The organism is Amycolatopsis eburnea, assembly GCF_003937945.1.
GTDB lineage: Bacteria > Actinomycetota > Actinomycetes > Mycobacteriales > Pseudonocardiaceae > Amycolatopsis > Amycolatopsis eburnea.
Map to the genome: position 1 here is coordinate 16,079 of NZ_RSEC01000061.1, position 16,589 is coordinate 32,667.

General features: G+C 73.4%; 12 protein-coding genes and 2 tRNA genes. 11 read left to right on the plus strand and 3 right to left on the minus strand.

Translation table 11 applies throughout. From position 1 onward, the window contains the following. The first annotated feature begins 5 nt into the window (after positions 1–5). Genes EIY87_RS39380 through EIY87_RS39410 form a run of 7 tightly spaced genes read left to right on the plus strand, consistent with a single transcriptional unit; the run spans position 6 to position 10,994 of the window. Complete coding sequence (locus EIY87_RS39380; protein ID WP_125315076.1) at positions 6–1,385, plus strand: serine hydrolase domain-containing protein; 1,380 nt, start codon at positions 6–8, stop codon at positions 1,383–1,385. Continuing rightward, a complete protein-coding gene (locus tag EIY87_RS39385; RefSeq protein ID WP_158641444.1) occupies positions 1,382–2,266 on the plus strand; it encodes a serine hydrolase in 885 nt (294 codons plus the stop codon). The genes EIY87_RS39380 and EIY87_RS39385 overlap by 4 nt, the downstream gene beginning before the upstream one ends. Further along, a complete protein-coding gene (locus EIY87_RS39390) occupies positions 2,263–3,852 on the plus strand; it encodes an ABC transporter substrate-binding protein (RefSeq protein WP_125315077.1) in 1,590 nt (529 codons plus the stop codon). The genes EIY87_RS39385 and EIY87_RS39390 overlap by 4 nt, the downstream gene beginning before the upstream one ends. Then, entirely contained in the window at positions 3,849–4,829 is a 981-nt protein-coding gene (locus EIY87_RS39395; RefSeq protein WP_125315078.1) for an ABC transporter permease, read from the plus strand. Before EIY87_RS39390 ends, EIY87_RS39395 begins: the two co-directional genes overlap by 4 nt. Further along, on the plus strand, positions 4,829–6,718 hold the full coding sequence (locus EIY87_RS39400; RefSeq protein WP_125315079.1) for a dipeptide/oligopeptide/nickel ABC transporter permease/ATP-binding protein: 1,890 nt from the start codon (positions 4,829–4,831) through the stop codon (positions 6,716–6,718). Before EIY87_RS39395 ends, EIY87_RS39400 begins: the two co-directional genes overlap by 1 nt. Beyond that, positions 6,715–7,632, plus strand: a complete 918-nt coding sequence (locus EIY87_RS39405) for an ABC transporter ATP-binding protein (RefSeq protein WP_125315080.1) — start codon at positions 6,715–6,717, stop codon at positions 7,630–7,632. The genes EIY87_RS39400 and EIY87_RS39405 overlap by 4 nt, the downstream gene beginning before the upstream one ends. Positions 7,633–7,658: 26 nt before the next feature. After that, a complete protein-coding gene (locus EIY87_RS39410; protein ID WP_125315081.1) occupies positions 7,659–10,994 on the plus strand; it encodes a serine hydrolase in 3,336 nt (1,111 codons plus the stop codon). A gap of 332 nt (positions 10,995–11,326) precedes the next feature. Here EIY87_RS39410 and EIY87_RS39420 read toward each other — a convergent pair whose 3' ends face one another. Then, complete coding sequence (locus EIY87_RS39420) at positions 11,327–12,781, minus strand: DHA2 family efflux MFS transporter permease subunit (protein ID WP_125315083.1); 1,455 nt, start codon at positions 12,779–12,781, stop codon at positions 11,327–11,329. Between the two features lie 180 nt (positions 12,782–12,961). Here EIY87_RS39420 and EIY87_RS39425 point away from each other — a divergent pair. Together EIY87_RS39425 and EIY87_RS39430 are read left to right on the plus strand one after the other, a co-directional pair. After that, positions 12,962–13,036: transfer RNA gene (locus tag EIY87_RS39425), tRNA-Val, on the plus strand. 39 nt (positions 13,037–13,075) lie between these two features. Next, a tRNA-Val gene (locus EIY87_RS39430) sits at positions 13,076–13,147 on the plus strand. Between the two features lie 156 nt (positions 13,148–13,303). Here EIY87_RS39430 and EIY87_RS39435 read toward each other — a convergent pair. After that, positions 13,304–13,900, minus strand: a complete 597-nt coding sequence (locus EIY87_RS39435) for a TetR/AcrR family transcriptional regulator (protein WP_125315084.1) — start codon at positions 13,898–13,900, stop codon at positions 13,304–13,306. Between the two features lie 103 nt (positions 13,901–14,003). Between EIY87_RS39435 and EIY87_RS39440 the strand changes: the two genes are divergently transcribed. Together EIY87_RS39440 and EIY87_RS39445 are read left to right on the plus strand one after the other, a co-directional pair. After that, the gene (locus EIY87_RS39440; protein WP_125315555.1) at positions 14,004–14,735 is read left to right on the plus strand and encodes a class I SAM-dependent methyltransferase; all 732 of its coding nucleotides are present in this window, start codon (positions 14,004–14,006) and stop codon (positions 14,733–14,735) included. 61 nt (positions 14,736–14,796) lie between these two features. Continuing rightward, on the plus strand, positions 14,797–15,048 hold the full coding sequence (locus tag EIY87_RS39445; RefSeq protein ID WP_125315085.1) for a DUF4287 domain-containing protein: 252 nt from the start codon (positions 14,797–14,799) through the stop codon (positions 15,046–15,048). 10 nt (positions 15,049–15,058) lie between these two features. Here EIY87_RS39445 and EIY87_RS39450 read toward each other — a convergent pair whose 3' ends face one another. Beyond that, positions 15,059–16,510 carry an MFS transporter gene (locus tag EIY87_RS39450; RefSeq protein WP_125315086.1) on the minus strand — a complete coding sequence of 484 codons (1,452 nt, stop codon included), beginning with the start codon at positions 16,508–16,510 and terminating at the stop codon, positions 15,059–15,061. Positions 16,511–16,589 lie beyond the last annotated feature (79 nt).

Below are 16,589 nucleotides of genomic sequence, written 5' to 3' on the forward strand. Positions count from 1 at the left end.
CAACCATGTCGAAGCTCACCGAACTCTCCGCCTGGCTCGACCGCCGGCTCCCCGCGTTGCTGGCCGAGCACAAGGTGCCGGGCGCGTCCGTCGCCGTCTACGCCGGCGGCGAGATCATCGACCACGCGGCCGGCGTGCTCAACACGGGCACCGGCGTCGAGGCCGACACCGATTCGCTGTTCCAGATCGGCTCCATCACCAAGATCTGGACGACCACGCTGGCCCTGCAGCTCGCCGACGATGGCCTGCTCGACCTCGACCAGCCGGTCCGGAAGTACCTGCCCGAGTTCAAGATCGCCGACGAAGAGGCCGCCGCGCGGATCACCGTCCGGCAGCTGATGTGCCACACCTCCGGCTTCGAGGGCGACATCTTCACCGACACCGGCCGCGGCGACGACTGCGTCGAGAAGTACGTCGCGACCCTCGGCGACGTCCCGCAGCTGTTCGCGCCCGGCGAGATGTTCTCCTACAACAACGCCGCCTTCTGCGTGCTCGGCCGGGTCGTGGAAGTGCTGCGCGGCAAGCCCTACAACGACTGCCTGGCCGAGCACCTGTTCGTCCCCTTGGGACTGACGCACGCCGCCGCGAGCCCGTACGAGGCCATCCGCTTCCGCGCCGCGCTCGGGCACCTCACGCCCGAGCCCGGCGCCGACCCGCAGCCCGCCGGCGTCTGGGCGCTGGCGGCGTCCAACGCCCCGGCCGGCTCGATGCTCGCCATGCGCCCGCGCGACCTGGTGACGTTCGCCGGCATGCACCTGCGCGACGGCGAGGGCCCGGACGGCACCCGGGTGCTGAGCGCGGAAAGCGCCCGCGCCATGCGGGAACGCGTCGTGGAGCTGCCCGACCTCGGCCTGATGGGCGAGGCGTGGGGCCTCGGCTGGTCGCTGTCCGAGGGCGGCCAGGTGGTCGGCCACGACGGCGGCACGATCGGCCAGTCGGCCTTCCTGCGCCTGGCGGCCGGGCACGACGTCGCCGTGGCGCTGCTGACCAACGGCGGCAACCCGATCGCGCTCTACACCGAGGTCGTCGGGCACGTGCTGAAGGAGCTGACCGGCATCGAGCTGAAGGTGCCGCCGGTGCCGAACCCGGAAGCCCCGCGCATCGACGCCACGCGGTACGTCGGCGAGTACTCGTCGTCCGTCGCGGACATCACGGTCAGCCAGGACGAGGACGGCCGCGTCTGGGTGGAGCGCGTCCCGAAGGGGATCTTCGCGGAGCTGGCCAAGCCGGAGAAGACCGAGCTGGTCGCGATGAACGGCGACACGCTGATCCTGGCCGAGCCGATGCAGGGCATGTACCTGCCGCACGCGTTCGTCGGCGACGACGGCACCGGGCGCGCGCTGTACCTGCACACCGGCCGCGCCGACCGGCGGGTGCGCGCGTGAGCCCGACGCGGATCGCGGACGCCTTCCTGGCGGCGGGCGCCCGGGGTTTCCTGCACGCCAAGGAGATCGGCGGCGGGGGAGAGGTCGCCGTCGGCGCCGACGACCCGGTGGTGCTGGCGTCGGTGTTCAAGATCCCGGTCGCCGTCGCCTACGCCCGCGAAGTCGTGGCCGGCCGGCTCGACGAGACCGAGCGCACCCGCGTCGGAAAGCGCTACCGCATCGGCGGGATCGGCACCGCGGGCTGCGCCGACGACGTCGAAATGAGCTGGCGCGACCTCGCCCTGTTCATGCTGACCATGAGCGACAACGCGGCCACCGACGTGCTCTACCACCGCGTCGGCCAGGCCGCCGTCGACCGCGTCCTCGCCGACCTCGGCCTCGGGCGGACCCGGCTGATCGGCTGCTGCGAGGACCTGTTCGCCTCGGTGCTCGCCGATCTGGGCGCCGCCGAAGACGCCGACCTCGACGCCGTGTTCGCCGGCGCGACGCCCGAACAGACCTGGAAGCTCGCGGTGCTCGACCCCGAGCGGACGACGGCGTCCACGCCCCGGGAGATCACGACCCTGCTCGAAGCGATCTGGACCGACCGCGCCGCGGAACCGGCCGCGTGCGAGCGGGTGCGCGCGATCATGGCGCGGCAGATCTGGCCGCACCGCATCTCCTCCGGCTTCGGCTCCGACGTCAAGATCGCGGCCAAGACCGGCACCCTGCCCGCGGTGCGCAACGAAGCCGGCGTCCTGTCCTTCCCGGACGGCCGCCGCTTCGCCGTCGCGGTCTTCACCCGCGCGGACTCCCTGGCCGAGCGGCAACCCGCCGTCGACGCAGCCATCGGCAAGGCCGCCCGCCTCGCCGTGGACCACCTCCGGAAGGAAACACCATGACCAGGATTCGGACGGCGGGGGTCGTGCTCGGGGTGCTCGCGCTCACCGCGACCGCCTGCGGGGGATCGGGCAACGCCGGCAGCGGGGACGGGAAGCCGGTGGACGGCAAGACGTTCAGCCTCGGCGTCGGCTCCGACCCCGGCAGCCTCGACCCGCACATGACCGTGCTGTCGGTGGCCCTGCAGGTCGACCGGTTCCTCTACGACACGCTGCTCGGCCTCGACGACGCCGGCAAGCCGGTCGCCGGGCTGGCCGCGAAGTGGGAGGCGTCGACGACGACCGCGTCCTTCACCCTCCGCCAGGGCCTCACGTGCGCGGACGGCAGCCCGCTGACCGCCGCCGACGTCGCGGCCAACATCAACTTCATCGGCGACCCGGCGAACAAGTCGCCCATCGCCGGGCTGTTCATCGCCCCGGGCACCAAGGCGACCGCGGACGCGGCGACCGGCACGATCTCCGTGACCAGCGGCAAGCCGGACGCGTTCCTGGCCCGCAACGTCGGCGGGGTGCCGATCGCCTGCGCCAAGGGGCTCGCGGACCGGAAGCTGCTCGCCAAGGGCGAAGCCGGCACCGGGATGTTCACCGTCACCGAGTCCGTGCCCAACGACCACTACACGTTCACCCGCCGCAAGGACTACGCGTGGGGCCCCGGTGACTGGAAGGCGGAGCCGGGCCTGCCGGACAAGGTCGTCGTGCGGGTCATCCCGAACACCACGACCGCGACCAACCTGCTGCTGTCCGGCGAGCTGAACGCGGCCCAGGTCAACGGGCCGGACCGGCAGCGGCTGGAGGGGCGCAAGCTCTTCCACGCCGACTTCACGGCGCCGATGGGCGAGGTGTTCTACAACCAGGCGGCCGGGCGGCCCGGGCAGGACGAAGCCGTCCGCCGGGCGCTGACCCAGGCGCTCGACCTGCCCCAGCTCGGCAAGGTGCTGACCAACGGCGCCGGCAAGCCGTCGCAGGGCATGATCACGAACGAGCCGGAGGTCTGCCCCGGCGACACCGTCACCGGCAACCTCCCGGCCCACGACCCGGCCGCGGCGGCGTCCGCTTTGGACGCCGCGGGTTGGAAGAAGGGCGCGGACGGCGTGCGCGCCAAGGACGGCAAGAAGCTCGCGCTGACCGTCCTCTACGGCACCCAGCTCGGCCCGACGATGGCGCCGACCGCGGAGCTGGTCCAGCAGCAGTGGAAGTCCCTCGGCGCCGACGTGACGCTCAAGGCGGTCGACAGCCCCGGTCTCAGCCAGGTCCTGTTCGGCACCGGCGAGTGGGAGGTCTCCCTCGGCCCGGTCGGGTTCTCGCTGCCGAGCCAGCTGGTGCCGTTCGTCTCCGGCCCGGCCGCGCCGGACGGGACGAACTTCGCCCACATTTCCAACCCCGGCTACGACCAGGGCGCGCAGGCCGCGGCGACCAAGCCCGGCGACGCGAGCTGCGCGGACTGGAACGCGGCGGAGACCGCGCTGATCAAGCGGGTCGACGCGGTGCCCTACTTCGACTCCGTCGTGCCGACCTACGCCAGCGGCGCGAAGTTCACGCTCAGCCAGGGCAGCCTGACGCCGTCGTCGATCCGGATGCTGGCGAAGTGACCACGGCGGCGGCACCACCCCGGCTGCGCGGCGGCCCGTGGCCGGCGTTCGCCGCGCGCCGGCTGGCCCGGTTCGCCGTCTCGCTGTGGGCGCTGCTCACCGCGGCGTTCCTGATGATCCACCTGGTGCCCGGCGACCCGGTGCGCGCGTCGCTCGGGATGACCGCGCCCGCCGCGCTGGTGGCGGCGAAGCGGGCCGAGCTCGGCCTGGACGACCCGCTGTGGGTGCAGTACGGGCACTACGTGCGCAACCTGCTGTCCGGGGACTTCGGGACGTCGATGGCGAGCGGGCAGCCGGTGGCGCAGGTGATCGGCGACCGGCTGCCCTCGACAGTGCAGCTGGCGGTGCTGGCCTTCGCGGTCGTGGTGGCCGTCGCGGTCCCGCTGGGCGTCGGCTTCGCGGTGCTCACCCGCGGCGGCCGCCGCCGGGGCGCGGAGCTGGGCTTCACGTCGGTGAGCGTGCTCGTCGCGGCCATCCCCGAGTTCCTGATCGGGGTCGGGCTGGTGGCGCTGCTCGCCGTCGGCCTCGGCTGGTTCCCGGTCGCGGGCGCCGACGACGTCAGCGGGTACGTGCTGCCGGTGGCGGCGCTGGCGATCGGGCCGGCGGCGGTGCTGGCCCGGATCATCCGCGTCGAGCTGCTTTCCGTGCTGGGCGCCGACTTCGTCCGCACCGCGCGGGCGAAGCGGCTGCCCGCGCGGCTGGTCTACGTGCGGCACGCGCTGCCGAACGCCCTGACCGCGACGCTCACCCTGGGCGGGCTGATGCTGACTTCGATGGTGGCGGGGACGGTGCTGGTGGAGAACGTGTTCGCCTGGCCCGGCCTCGGTTCGACGATCGTGCAGTCGATCGTGACGAAGGACTACCCGCTGGTGCAGGGGATCGTGCTGGTCTACGGCGTCGGCGTGCTGCTGGTCAACCTGCTGGTCGACGTCGTGCTCGGGCTGCTCGACCCCCGCTCGGCGATCCGGGAGGCCTGATGACGGCGCGACGACGTGGTTCGGTGTGGGTGGCGGCCGTGCGCACCCCGGTGGGCGCGTGCTCGGCGGTGCTGCTGGCGGTGGTGGTCGTGCTGGCGGTGGTGGCCCCGCTCGTCTGGGGTGACGGCGCCGCGGCGATCGACACCGACGCGATCGGCCAGGGACCGTCGGGCGCGCACCCGTTCGGCACCGACTCCCTCGGCCGCGACCTGCTGCTCCGCACCCTGGTGGCGACCCGGCTCTCGATCGGGCTCGCGGTACTGGCGACCGCGATCGGCGTCGGCACCGGGGTCGTGCTCGGGACGCTGCCGTCGGTGCTGCCGCGGTGGGCGGGCCGGCTGCTCATCGCGGCCGTCGACATCGCGGTGGCGTTCCCCGGGCTGCTGCTGGCCCTGTTCTTCGCGGTGATCTTCGGCGTCGGCACCCAGGGCGCGGTGCTCGCGATCGCGTTCGCGATGGCGCCGGCGTTCGCCCGGCTCGTGCAGACGCTCTCGGCGTCGGTGAGCGGGCGCGACTACATCGCCGCGGCCCGGATCGCCGGGGTCGGCCGGCTCCGGCTGCTGGCCCGGCACGTGCTGCCGAACATCGGCGAACCTCTCGTGGTCAACGCGACCATCGGGGCCGGCTCGTCGCTGCTCGCCTTCGCCGGGCTGTCCTTCCTCGGGATCGGCGTGCAGGCGCCGGACTACGACTGGGGACGGCTGCTGCGCGAAGGCCTGGACGGCATCTACGTCAGCCCGGTGGCCGCGCTCGCGCCCGCCGCGGCGGTGGTGCTGGCCGGGCTGGCGTTCAACCTGGTGGGGGAGACGGTCGCCGCGGTGGTCGGGGTCCGGACGCGTGCGACCCGGCGCGCGGCGGGCCCGCTCCCGGCGCCCCGGCCCGCGCCCGGCGGCGAACCCGCGGCCGACGCGGTGCTCGCCGTCGAAAACCTCCAGGTGGCGTTCCCCGGGCCGGGCGGCTGGACCGTGCCGGTGCGCGGGGTCAGCTTCACCGTCCGCGCGGGCGAGGCGATCGGCGTCGTCGGCGAGTCGGGGTCCGGCAAGAGCCTGACCGCGCTGGCCGTGTCCCGCCTGATCGAAGCACCCGGCGTGGTCACCGCCGACCGGCTCGAGTTCGCCGGGAAGCCCCTGGCGTCGGCGACGGACCGCGAGCTCGGCACGGCGCTGGCCATGGTGTTCCAGGACCCGATGACGTCGTTCAACCCGGCCCGCCGGGTCGGCGGCCAGCTCGCCGAGGTGTCCGAGCGGCACCACGGCCTGTCGCGGCGCCAGGCGTTCGCCCGCGCGGTCGAGAAGCTGACCGCGGTGCGGGTCCCGGCCGCGGCGCGGCGGGCGCGGCAGTACCCGCACGAGTTCTCCGGCGGGATGCGGCAGCGCGCGATGATCGGCATGGGCCTGATGGGCGAGCCGAAGCTGGTCATCGCCGACGAGCCGACCACCGCGCTCGACGTCACCGTGCAGCGGCAGGTGCTGCGCCTGCTCGCCCGCACGCGCGAGACCGAAGGCGCGGCGATCCTGCTCATCAGCCACGACATCGCCGTCGTTTCCCAGACGTGCGACCGGATGCTGGTGATGTACGCCGGGCGCGTGGTGGAGGACCTGCCGACCGGAGGCGAGGCCCGGCACCCGTACACGCGGGCGCTGCTGGCCACGACGGTGGACCTCGGCACCGACCGCGACGAGCCCCTCGAAGTGATCCCCGGCCGCCCGCCTGCCCCGGACCAGGTGCCGCCCGGCTGCGCGTTCGCCGATCGCTGCCCGCTGGCGTCGGAGCGCTGCCGCACCGAGGACCCCGTGCTCGAACCGGCCGGGGCCGGGCACCGGGTGGCCTGCTGGCACCCGCCCGCCGGTGTCCTTTCCGGACAGTCCCATGAGGAGGGTGCCGCGTGAGCGCTCTGGAGTTCGAGGACGTGAGTGTCCGCTACGGCAGGCTGACCGCGGTCGACGGCGTCAGCCTGACCGTCCCTTCCGGACAGGTCGTCGGCCTGGTCGGCGAGTCCGGCTCGGGTAAGTCGACCCTGGCCAGGGCGGCGGCCGGCCTCGCGCCGGTCAGCGCGGGCCGGGTCCGGCTCGACGGCACCGACGTGCGGAAGCTGCCCCGGCGCCGCCCGCTGCAGATGGTGTTCCAGGACCCGTATTCGTCGCTGGACCCCCGGATGGCGATCGGCGAGTCGATCGCCGAGGCGATGCCGCGCGGTCCCGGGCGGAAGGCCGAGGTGGCCCGGCTGCTCGAACTGGTGCACCTGGACCCCGATCGGGCGGGGATGCTGCCCGGTCAGCTGTCCGGCGGGCAGCGGCAGCGCGTCGCGCTCGCCCGGGCGCTGGCCGGGCAGCCGAAGGTCCTGATCGCCGACGAGATCACCTCCGCACTCGACGTCTCGGTGCAGGGCGCGGTGCTCAACCTCGTCCGGGACGTGCAGCGGCGGCTGAACCTGTCGATGCTGTTCATCTCCCACAACCTCGCCGTGGTGCGGTACGTCAGCGACGTCGTCGCCGTGATGTACCTCGGCCGGATCGTCGAAGCCGGGCCCGCCGAGCAGGTGCTCACCGACCCGCGGCACCCGTACACCAAGGAACTGCTGGCCGCCGCGCCGTCCACGCACGGCAACCTGCTCGCCGGGGACGACCTCCTCGCCGACACCGAACCCGCCGACCCGCACCACCCGCCGTCCGGCTGCCGCTACCACCCGCGGTGCCCGATCGGTCCGCTCGTGCACGCCGACCGGACCGTCTGCGCCCGCACCGACCCGGCCGCGGGCACCGAGCACCGGCCGCACCGGGCGGCCTGCCACTTCGCCGCGTGAACCCGTTTCCCACAAGGAGATCCCGCATGACCCGACGTCTGGGCACCGACGACCTGTACGCCCTCGAATTCCCCGAGCAGCCCGCGCTCTCGCCCGACGGGAGCCGGATCGCGTACGTCGTGCGCACCGCCGACCGCGACGCCGACGAAGACACCCGGTCGCTGTGGCAGGTCGCCACCGCAGGCGGCCCGGCCCGGCGGCTCACCCGCGGCAAGGCCGACGTCGCACCGGCGTTCTCCCCGGACGGCACGCGGATCGCGTTCCTGCGCGCCCAGGACGGCCCGGCGCAGCTCTGGCTGCTGCCCGCCGACGGCGGCGAGCCCGAGCAGGTCACCACGCTCCCGCTCGGCGCGGGCACGCCGGTGTGGCGGCCCGACGGCGCCGAGATCGCCTTCAGCGCCCCGATCGACCTCCACGCCGAGGAGGGCGAGGACGCGGGCGCCCAAGGCCGGCGCGCGCACGCCCCGGTCGTCGCCGACCGGCTCGACTTCAAGGCCGACGGCCCCGGGTTCCTGCGGACCCTGCGCAAGCACGTCCACGTCCTCGACGTCGCCACCGGCGAGGTCCGCCGGGTGACCTCGGGCGACTGGCACGCCGGCGACCCGGCCTGGTCGCCGGACGGCACGCGGCTTGCCTTCCCGGCGGCCCGGGACGCCGACGGCGACCTGACCTTCCGTTCGGGCGCCTACGTCGTCGAGCCCGGGAACGCGACCGCCGAACCCCGGCTCGTGGGCTCGGGCGAAGGCATGGCGGGCCCGGCCCTCTGGACCGCCGACGGGAGCGCGCTGCTCGTCGTCGGCCGCCGGGACACGGCCACCGGCCACGCCGGTCTGCTGCGCGTGCCGCTCGACGGCGGCGAAACCGTCGATCTGGCCGCGTCGCTCGACCGCAACGTGATGCCGGGCGGACCGGGCTACCCGGGTGCCCTGCCGCAGCTGGCCGGTTCCGAAGTCCTGTTCTGCGTCCGCGACCGCGGCTACACGCACCTCTACGCCGTCGACGTCACCGGCGGCGAGCCGCGGCTGGTACTGGGCGGCACCGGGAACGCCGTGGCGGGCCTGAGCGTCGCCGGGGACACCGCGGCGGTCGTGCTGGCCACGACGACGTCGTACGGCGAGATCGCGACGGTCGGCGTCGGCGGGGGAGCGGCGACCGTCCGCACTTCGCACGGCGACGGCGAGCTCGAGCTGTTCACCCACGAGGAGCGCGAGTTCACGATCTCCGACGGCACGGTCGTGCACGGCTGGCTGCTGCGCGACCCCGCCCGCACCGGCCCGCTGCCGCTGCTGCTGGACATCCACGGCGGCCCGCACAACGCGTGGAACGGCGCCGCCGACGCCGTGCACGTCTACCACCAGCAGCTCGCCGCCCGCGGCTGGGCGGTGCTGCTGCTGAACCCGCGCGGCAGCGACGGCTACGGCGAAGCGTTCTACACCGCGGCGGTCGGCGCGTGGGGGCTGGCCGACGCCAAGGACTTCCTCGAGCCGCTGGACGACCTGGTCGCCGAGGGCGTGGCGGACGCGCGGCGGCTCGCCGTGACCGGCTACAGCTACGGCGGCTACATGACCTGCTACCTGACCAGCCGCGACGACCGGTTCGCCGCCGCGGTCGCGGGTGGCGTGGTGAGCGACCCGGTGAGCATGGCGGGCACGTCCGACGCCGGGCACTTCCTCGGCGTCGCCGAGCTCGGCGCGATCCCCACGGAGAACCGGGCGCACTACGCGGCGCTCTCCCCGCTGGCGCAGGTGGAAAAGGTGCGCACGCCGACGCTGGTCGTGCACGGCGCGAACGACGACCGGTGCCCGGCCGGGCAGGCCGAGCAGTGGTTCACCGCGCTGCGCGAGCAGGGCGTGCCGACCCGGCTGGTGCTCTACCCCGGCGCGTCCCACCTGTTCATCCTCGACGGGCGGCCGTCGCACCGGGTGGACTTCAACCGCCGGATCGTGGACTGGGTCGAGCAGCACGCGGGCGAGCCGGGCAAGCCGGCCCGCGTCCCGCTCGACACCGCGCACTGGCGGCGGCGCCTGGCCGAACTCGCGCGCAAGCACCGCGTCCCCGGGGCGACGCTGGGCATCGCGCGCGGCGACGACGAGGCCGTCGCGAGCTTCGGGGTGCTCAACAAGGCCACCGGCGTCGAGGTCACCGACGACTCGGTGTTCCAGATCGGCTCGATCAGCAAGGTGTGGACGGCCACCGTGGCCATGCAGCTGGTCGACGAGGGCCTGCTGAGCCTGGACGCCCCGATCGCCGACGTGCTGCCGGAGCTGCGGCTGGCCGACCCCGACGTCACGAAGAAGGTGACGCTGCGGCACCTGCTGACCCACACCAGCGGCATCGACGGCGACGTCTTCACCGACACCGGCCGCGGCGACGACTGCGTCGAGAAGTACGTCGAGGTGCTGGACCAGGCCGCGCAGACCCACCCCCTCGGCGCGACGCTGTCCTACTGCAACTCCGGGTTCATCCTCATCGGACGGGTGATCGAGAAGCTGACCGGCAAGACGTGGGACGCGGCCCTGCGCGAGCGGCTGTTCACGCCGCTGGGCCTGACCCGCACGGGCACCCTGCCGGAGGAGGCGCTGCTGTTCCGCGCGGCGATGGGCCACGTGGCCAGCGGCGAGGAGGACCCGCAGCCCGCGCCCGCGTGGGGCCTCCCGCGCTCGGCGGGCCCGGCCGGCCTGATCACGGCGTCGGCGTCGGACGTCCTGACGTTCGCCCGCATGCACCTGGCCGGCGGCGTCGCCGCGGACGGCTCGCGGGTGCTCTCGGCGGAGTCGGCCGCGGCGATGACCGAGGAACAGGTCGAGATGCCGGACAAGCACACCCTCGGCGACTCGTGGGGCCTCGGCTGGATCCGCTTCGGCTGGGACGGCCACCGCGTGATCGGCCACGACGGCAACACGATCGGCCAGTCGGCGTTCCTGCGCGTGCTGCCGGACCACGGGCTGGCGGTCACGCTGCTCACCAACGGCGGCAGCGCCCACGACCTGTACGAGGAGCTCTACGCGGAGATCTTCGCGGAACTGGCGGGCGTCGCGATGCCGCGCCCGTTCGAGCCGCCCGCGGCGCCGCCGGACCTGGACGTCTCGGAGTACCTGGGCGTGTACGAGCGCGAGTCGATGCGCATCGAAATCCTGACCAGGGAAGGGCAGTTGCGCATCCGCCAGACGGTGACGGGCTCGCTCGCGTCGCTGATGCCGGACCCGACGACGGAGGACGACCTGGTGCCGGTCGGCCCCGGCCACTTCGCCCACAGCCCGGCGGGCATGCGGGGCTGGGTCTCGGTGACGTTCTACACGCTGCCGACGGGGGAGCGGTACCTGCACACGGGCGTGCGGGCGACCCCGAAGGCCGCGGGATGAGCCCCGTCACGTCGGGACGGCCGGGGGAACACCGCGTGGCGTAGGGCGTTGTAAGGGGTGTCGGTACGGAGGAGTCCCCGGGCCTCACCCCTTGCCTTCACGGAAAACCAGTCCGGCTGGAGCCGTGTTGAGCCTTTCGCCGCGAGGCGACCCCCGTACCGGCCTCGAACTCCCGCTTCCGCTCGCAGGTTCCCCCCAGCCTTCGCCGAGCGGAAGCGGGACTTTCTTTTGCCCGGCTTCAACCGCCCCAATGTGGCGTTGGTTGCGTCCAGCGCACCCAATGTGGCGTTCGGTGCGTTGGACGCACCGAACGCCACATTGGGGCGGTTTGCTCAGTGGTGCGCCGCGGCCGCCGGGGTCGAACCCGGCTTCTTCGGGCGGATCAGCCAGGTGCCCGCGAACGCGGCCAGCCCGATGCAGCCCGCCACCACGAACGCCGCGTGCAGGCCCGACGCGTCCGGGCTGCCCGCCGTCTGGTCCGCACTGCCCAGGGTCGCCACGCTGACGAACACCGCGGTGCCGAGCGCGCCCGCCACCTGCTGCAGCGTCGAGAGGATCGCGCTGCCGTGCGAATACAGGTGCTCGGGCAGGACGCCGAGCGATTCGGTGAACAGCGGCGTCATCATCAGGCCGAGCCCGGCCATCAGCAGCACGTGGATCCCGATCACCGCGATCAGCGGCGAGTCCGGGCCCAGGATCGTGAACAGCCACAGCGAGACGGCCATCGCCCCGGCGCCGGGGATGACCAGCGGGCGCGCGCCGACCTTGTCGAACAGCGCGCCGACCGGACGGCCGAGCAGGCCCAGCACCAAGCCGCCGGGCAGGACGGCCAGTCCGCTGACGAACGTGCTCGTGTGCAGCACCGTCTGCAGGTAGAGGGGCAGCATGATGGCCGCCGCGCCGATCAGGCAGACGAACAGCAGCGCGGTGAGCACCAGCGAGACGACGAAGCTGCGGTGGGTGAACGGCCGCAGGTCCAGCAGCGCGCGGTCGCGGCGCTGCAGCCGCAGCTGGCGCCAGGTGAACACCGCCAGCGAGACGACGCCGACGACGATCGGCACCCACGCCGGCACCGGCGGCTCGACCCCGGCCTGTTCGCCGCCGGCGGACAGGCCGTACAGCACGCCGCCGAACCCGATCGCGGACAGCAGCACCGAGGGCACGTCCAGCGGCACGCGGCGGCGTTCGCTCTCCAGCTTCAGCAGCAGCGCCCCGGCCACCAGCGCGGCGATCGACAGCGGCAGCACGATCCAGAACATCCAGCGCCAGCCCAGCGACGACAGCACGCCGCCGCCGATGGTCGGCCCGATCGCGGGCGCCACCGCGATGACGATCGTGATGGTGCCCATCGTCGCGCCGCGCCGCTCCGGCGGCACGAGCCGCATCACCGACGTCATCAGCAGCGGCAGCATCACGGCCGTACCGCACGCCTGCACCACGCGCCCGGTCATCAGCAGCGCGAAGCCGGGCGCGAGCGCGCACAGCAGCGTGCCGAGGCTGAACGCCGACAGCGAGAAGAGGAAGACCTGCCGCGGCGAGAAGCGCTCCAGCAGGAACCCGGTCGTGGGAATGACGACGGCCATGGTCAGCAGGAACCCGCTGGTCAGCCACTGCACCGTCGTCGTCGGTACGCGGAGGTCGACGGTCAGGTCGCGCAGCGCGACGCTGAGGATCGTCTCGTTGAGGATCATCACGAACGCGGACAGCACGAGGACCCCGATGAGGAGCCCCGCCCGCGCCGGAGCGCGGGTCAGGTCGGCGGGCGGACGGGAATCGGTGTCGGTCATCGGGGTGGGAGCTCTCCTGGGTCGGCCGGGCCGGCTGTCTCCTTGCAGTCTGCCCGTGCCCGCACCCCGGTGTCACGGCGATTTCCGCAGTGCAGCGGGTCACACCGCACGATGGAGGAGACCCCCGTGAAGGCCCGCGAACGCGTCCGATATGCTTCCGTCAGTACCAAGTTCCGCAACGCGCGATTAGCTCAGCGGGAGAGCGCTTCCCTGACACGGAAGAGGTCACTGGTTCAATCCCAGTATCGCGCACCACGAACCCACCCCCGGGATTTCGTGGAAGTTGGTACCACCGGGCGATTAGCTCAGGGGGAGAGCGCTTCGTTCACACCGAAGAGGTCACTGGTTCGATCCCAGTATCGCCCACTCGAGAGCGGGAGCCCCTGTTCGCGGAATGCGCGAACAGGGGCTCTCTCGTTCTGTGTCTTGTGGGGGCCGAGCCCCCACGCCCCCGCCGGGGGCGAGCCCCCGGACCCCCAGTGTGGTCGCGTGAGCGGGGCAGTGCCGGTCCACTTCGGACGGTCAAAGCAGCTTGCGCTGCAGCACATCCGCGAGCACCGTGCCGACCACCTTGGTCAGCTCGCGTTCGTCCGGCAGGGTGCCCCGGCGGCTCGCGAACAGCAGGTGGCCACCGCCGATCAGGGACAGGGCCAGCGAGTCGACGTCGGCGTCCGCGGCGATGCGGCCCTGGGCGCGCTCGGCGGTCAGGTAGTCCGCGAGCATCGTGCGCGCCTCCACCAGGATGGGCAGGCCGTCACCCGGCCGGCGCAACCGGGTGCGAAGCTCGTCGCGGAAGAAGAGCAGGCTGACGAGCGCCAGCGACACCGGGTCGAACAGCTCGGTCAGGGTGGCGGTCACGTTGTCCGCGACCGTCCGCGTGCCCGCGGCGGCCCGCAGGAGCGCGGCCTGGTCCCGCAATCGGGTGATGCGCTCGCGGACGAGTTCCGCCAGGAAGTCGTCGAAGTCCGCGAAGTGTCGGTGCAGCACGCCCTTGGCGACGTCGGCTTCGGTCGTGACCGCGCGGCTCGTGAGCGCCTCCGCGCCGTCGCGCAGCAGGACGCGCTCGGCGGCGGCGAACAGCTGCCGTCGCACGTCGCGCAAGTGGACCCCGGTCGGCATGAACCCCATTCTCCGGTACGCCGCCGTCGAACGCGCATTGCCCGAGTGGGCGCTTGCCCATTAGAGTGGGCACATGCCCACTCAACCGCATGAAGCACGCCGGATCGCGGAGTCGTTCGGGATCGACGCCGGACGCTACGACCGCGCGCGCCCGCCGTACCCGGAAGAACTCGTGACCGCGGTGCGTGCCGCGAGCCCCGGCCCGGACCTCCTCGACGTCGGCTGCGGCACCGGGATCGAGGCGCGGCAGCTGGCCGCCGCCGGGTGCCGGGTGCTCGGCGTCGACCCCGACCCGCGGATGGCCGCGTTCGCGCGGGACAAGGGGACCGACGTCGAAGTCGCGACCTTCGAGGAGTGGGACCCCGCCGGGCGCGCGTTCGACGCGGTCGTCGCGGGGCAGGCCTGGCACTGGGTCGACCCGGTCGCCGGCCCGGCGAAGGCGGCGCGCGTGCTGCGGCCCGGCGGGCTGCTCGCGGTGTTCGCGCACGTCTTCCAGCCGCCCGCCGCGGTCGCGGACGCGCTGAAGGCCGCCATGCCCGGCTCGCCGTTCGCGGGGGAGTCGAGGAGCGCCGCCGAGCTGTACGAGGTGATGTTCACCGGGTTCGCCGACGCGGTCCGGGCCTCGGGTGCCTTCGGCGAGCCGGAACTCCGGCGGTTCACCTGGGAGAAGCGCTACACGCGCGAGGAGTGGCTGGACTTCCTGCCGACGACCGGCGGCCTGACGCGGCTGGCGCCGGGCGCGCTGGCGGAGGTGCTGGCCGCCGTCGGCGCGGCGATCGAAAAGCCCTTCGTGCTGCCGTACACGACGCTGGCGGTGTTCGCGGCAAAGCCTTGACAAAAAAAGTTGTCGGTGAGAAGTTGGGGACACACAACCCGCACCGACCTCCGGAGTCCCCATGTCCTTCCAGGCCTACCTCGACAACGCCGAGAAGCAGACCGGCATCACCCCGCGCGCCTTCCTCGACCTGGCGGCGAGCAAGAACCTCACCAAGCACGGCGAGATCATCACCTGGCTGAAGACGGACCACGGCCTGGGCCACGGCCACGCCACGGCGATCGCCCGCCTGGTGACGAAGGGACCGGAGTTCGTGGCCGCGCACCACACCGGCGGCGTGCTCCACCTCGACGGACTGGCCGCCCGGGAGTGACCCCGGGCGGTCAGCGGCTCGCCGCGGCGGCCGGTTCGGGACTCGCCGCCACCGCCGCGGGTGCCCGCCGGGGCAGGAACGCCGCGACCGCCAGCGCGATCAGCGCCGCCGCCGAGCCCATCGCCAGCACCAGCCGGAAACCGTTCTGCGACGGCAGGGTCGCCGGTCCGAAGCCGATCGTCCACCGCGCGAGGACCAGCCCCGCCGTCGCGCTCGAGACCGACGTGCCGATCGAGCGCATCAGCGTGTTGAGGCTGTTCGCCGCGGCGGTCTCCGAAACCGGGACCGCGCCCATCACCAGCGCGGGCATCGCGCCGTACGCCAGCCCGATGCCCGCGCCGATGATGCTCGACACGACCACGAGCTGCCAGGTCGCGCTCATCAGCCCGATGCCCAGCGCGTACCCGGCCGCGACGACGACCGCGCCGAGCATCAGCGTCGTCTTCGGGCCGCGCGTGCGGGAAACGCGTGCCGAGACCGGGGCCAGCGCCATCATCACCAGCCCCGACGGCGCCATCACCAAGCCCACCACCAGCATCGACTTGCCGAGGCCGTAGCCGGTCGCGGCCGGCAGCTGCAGGAGCTGGGGCAGGACCAGTGACATCGCGAACATCGCGAAGCCGAACACCGCCGACGCGATGTTCGTCAGCAGCACCTGGCGCCGCGCGGTCGTGCGCAGGTCCACCAGCGGCCGCGCGGTCCGCAGCTCCCACCGGCCCCACAGCAGCAGGACGACGGCCGCGGCCGCGAACAGGCCCAGCGTCGCCGGGCTGCCCCAGCCCCAGTCGGCGCCCTTCGAAATCGCGAGCAGCAGGCACACCAGCGCGATCGACAGCCCGGCCGCGCCCGGCACGTCGAACCGGCCGCCGGTGCGGACCGGGGACTCCGGCACCAGCGCGACGACCAGGCCGGCCACCACCAGTCCCAGCCCGGCCGCGGTCCAGAACAGCACGTGCCAATCGGCGTTTTCCGCCAGCAGTGCCGCGGCGGGCAGGCCGAGCGCGCCGCCGACGCCGAGGGACGCGCTCATCAGCGCCGTGGCCGAGCCGAGCCGTTCGGCGGGCAGCTCGTCGCGCATGATGCTGATCCCGAGCGGGATGACGCCGGCCGCGAGGCCCTGCAGCGCCCGGCCGGCGACCATCGGCGCCAGGCTGCCGGACAGCGCGCCGATCGTCGAACCCGCCACCAGAGCGCCGAGGCTGAGCAGCAGCATCCGCCGCTTGCCGTACATGTCGCCGAGCCTGCCGACCGTCGGCGTCGCCACCGCGCCCGCGAGCAGGGTGGCCGTGATCGCCCAGGTGGCGTCGGCCGCGGAGGCGTGCAGCAGCCCGGGCAGGGCCGGGATCAGCGGGATGACCAGCGTCTGCATCAGCGAGACGACGATGCCCGCGAAGGCGAGGACCCCCACGACGAGGTTCGCGCGTGACGGCGCCTCGACGGCGGGGGTGGCGGGGTCGGGCACGGGTCCTCCGTCGGGATGTCCGAATTAAATCAGTCGCTTGACTTAGCGTAGCAGTCTTCGGTTGACTGATCACGAACTG

What these genes read in the sequence shown, in the direction of transcription:
- EIY87_RS39380 (WP_125315076.1), top strand. Translation starts at nt 6, where the DNA reads ATGTCGAAGCTCACCGAACTCTCCGCCTGGCTCGACCGCCGGCTCCCC.
- EIY87_RS39390 (WP_125315077.1), top strand. Translation starts at nt 2,263, where the DNA reads ATGACCAGGATTCGGACGGCGGGGGTCGTGCTCGGGGTGCTCGCGCTC.
- EIY87_RS39400 (WP_125315079.1), top strand. Translation starts at nt 4,829, where the DNA reads ATGACGGCGCGACGACGTGGTTCGGTGTGGGTGGCGGCCGTGCGCACC.
- EIY87_RS39410 (WP_125315081.1), top strand. Translation starts at nt 7,659, where the DNA reads ATGACCCGACGTCTGGGCACCGACGACCTGTACGCCCTCGAATTCCCC.
- EIY87_RS39420 (WP_125315083.1), bottom strand. Translation starts at nt 12,781, where the DNA reads ATGACCGACACCGATTCCCGTCCGCCCGCCGACCTGACCCGCGCTCCG.
- EIY87_RS39435 (WP_125315084.1), bottom strand. Translation starts at nt 13,900, where the DNA reads ATGCCGACCGGGGTCCACTTGCGCGACGTGCGACGGCAGCTGTTCGCC.
- EIY87_RS39445 (WP_125315085.1), top strand. Translation starts at nt 14,797, where the DNA reads ATGTCCTTCCAGGCCTACCTCGACAACGCCGAGAAGCAGACCGGCATC.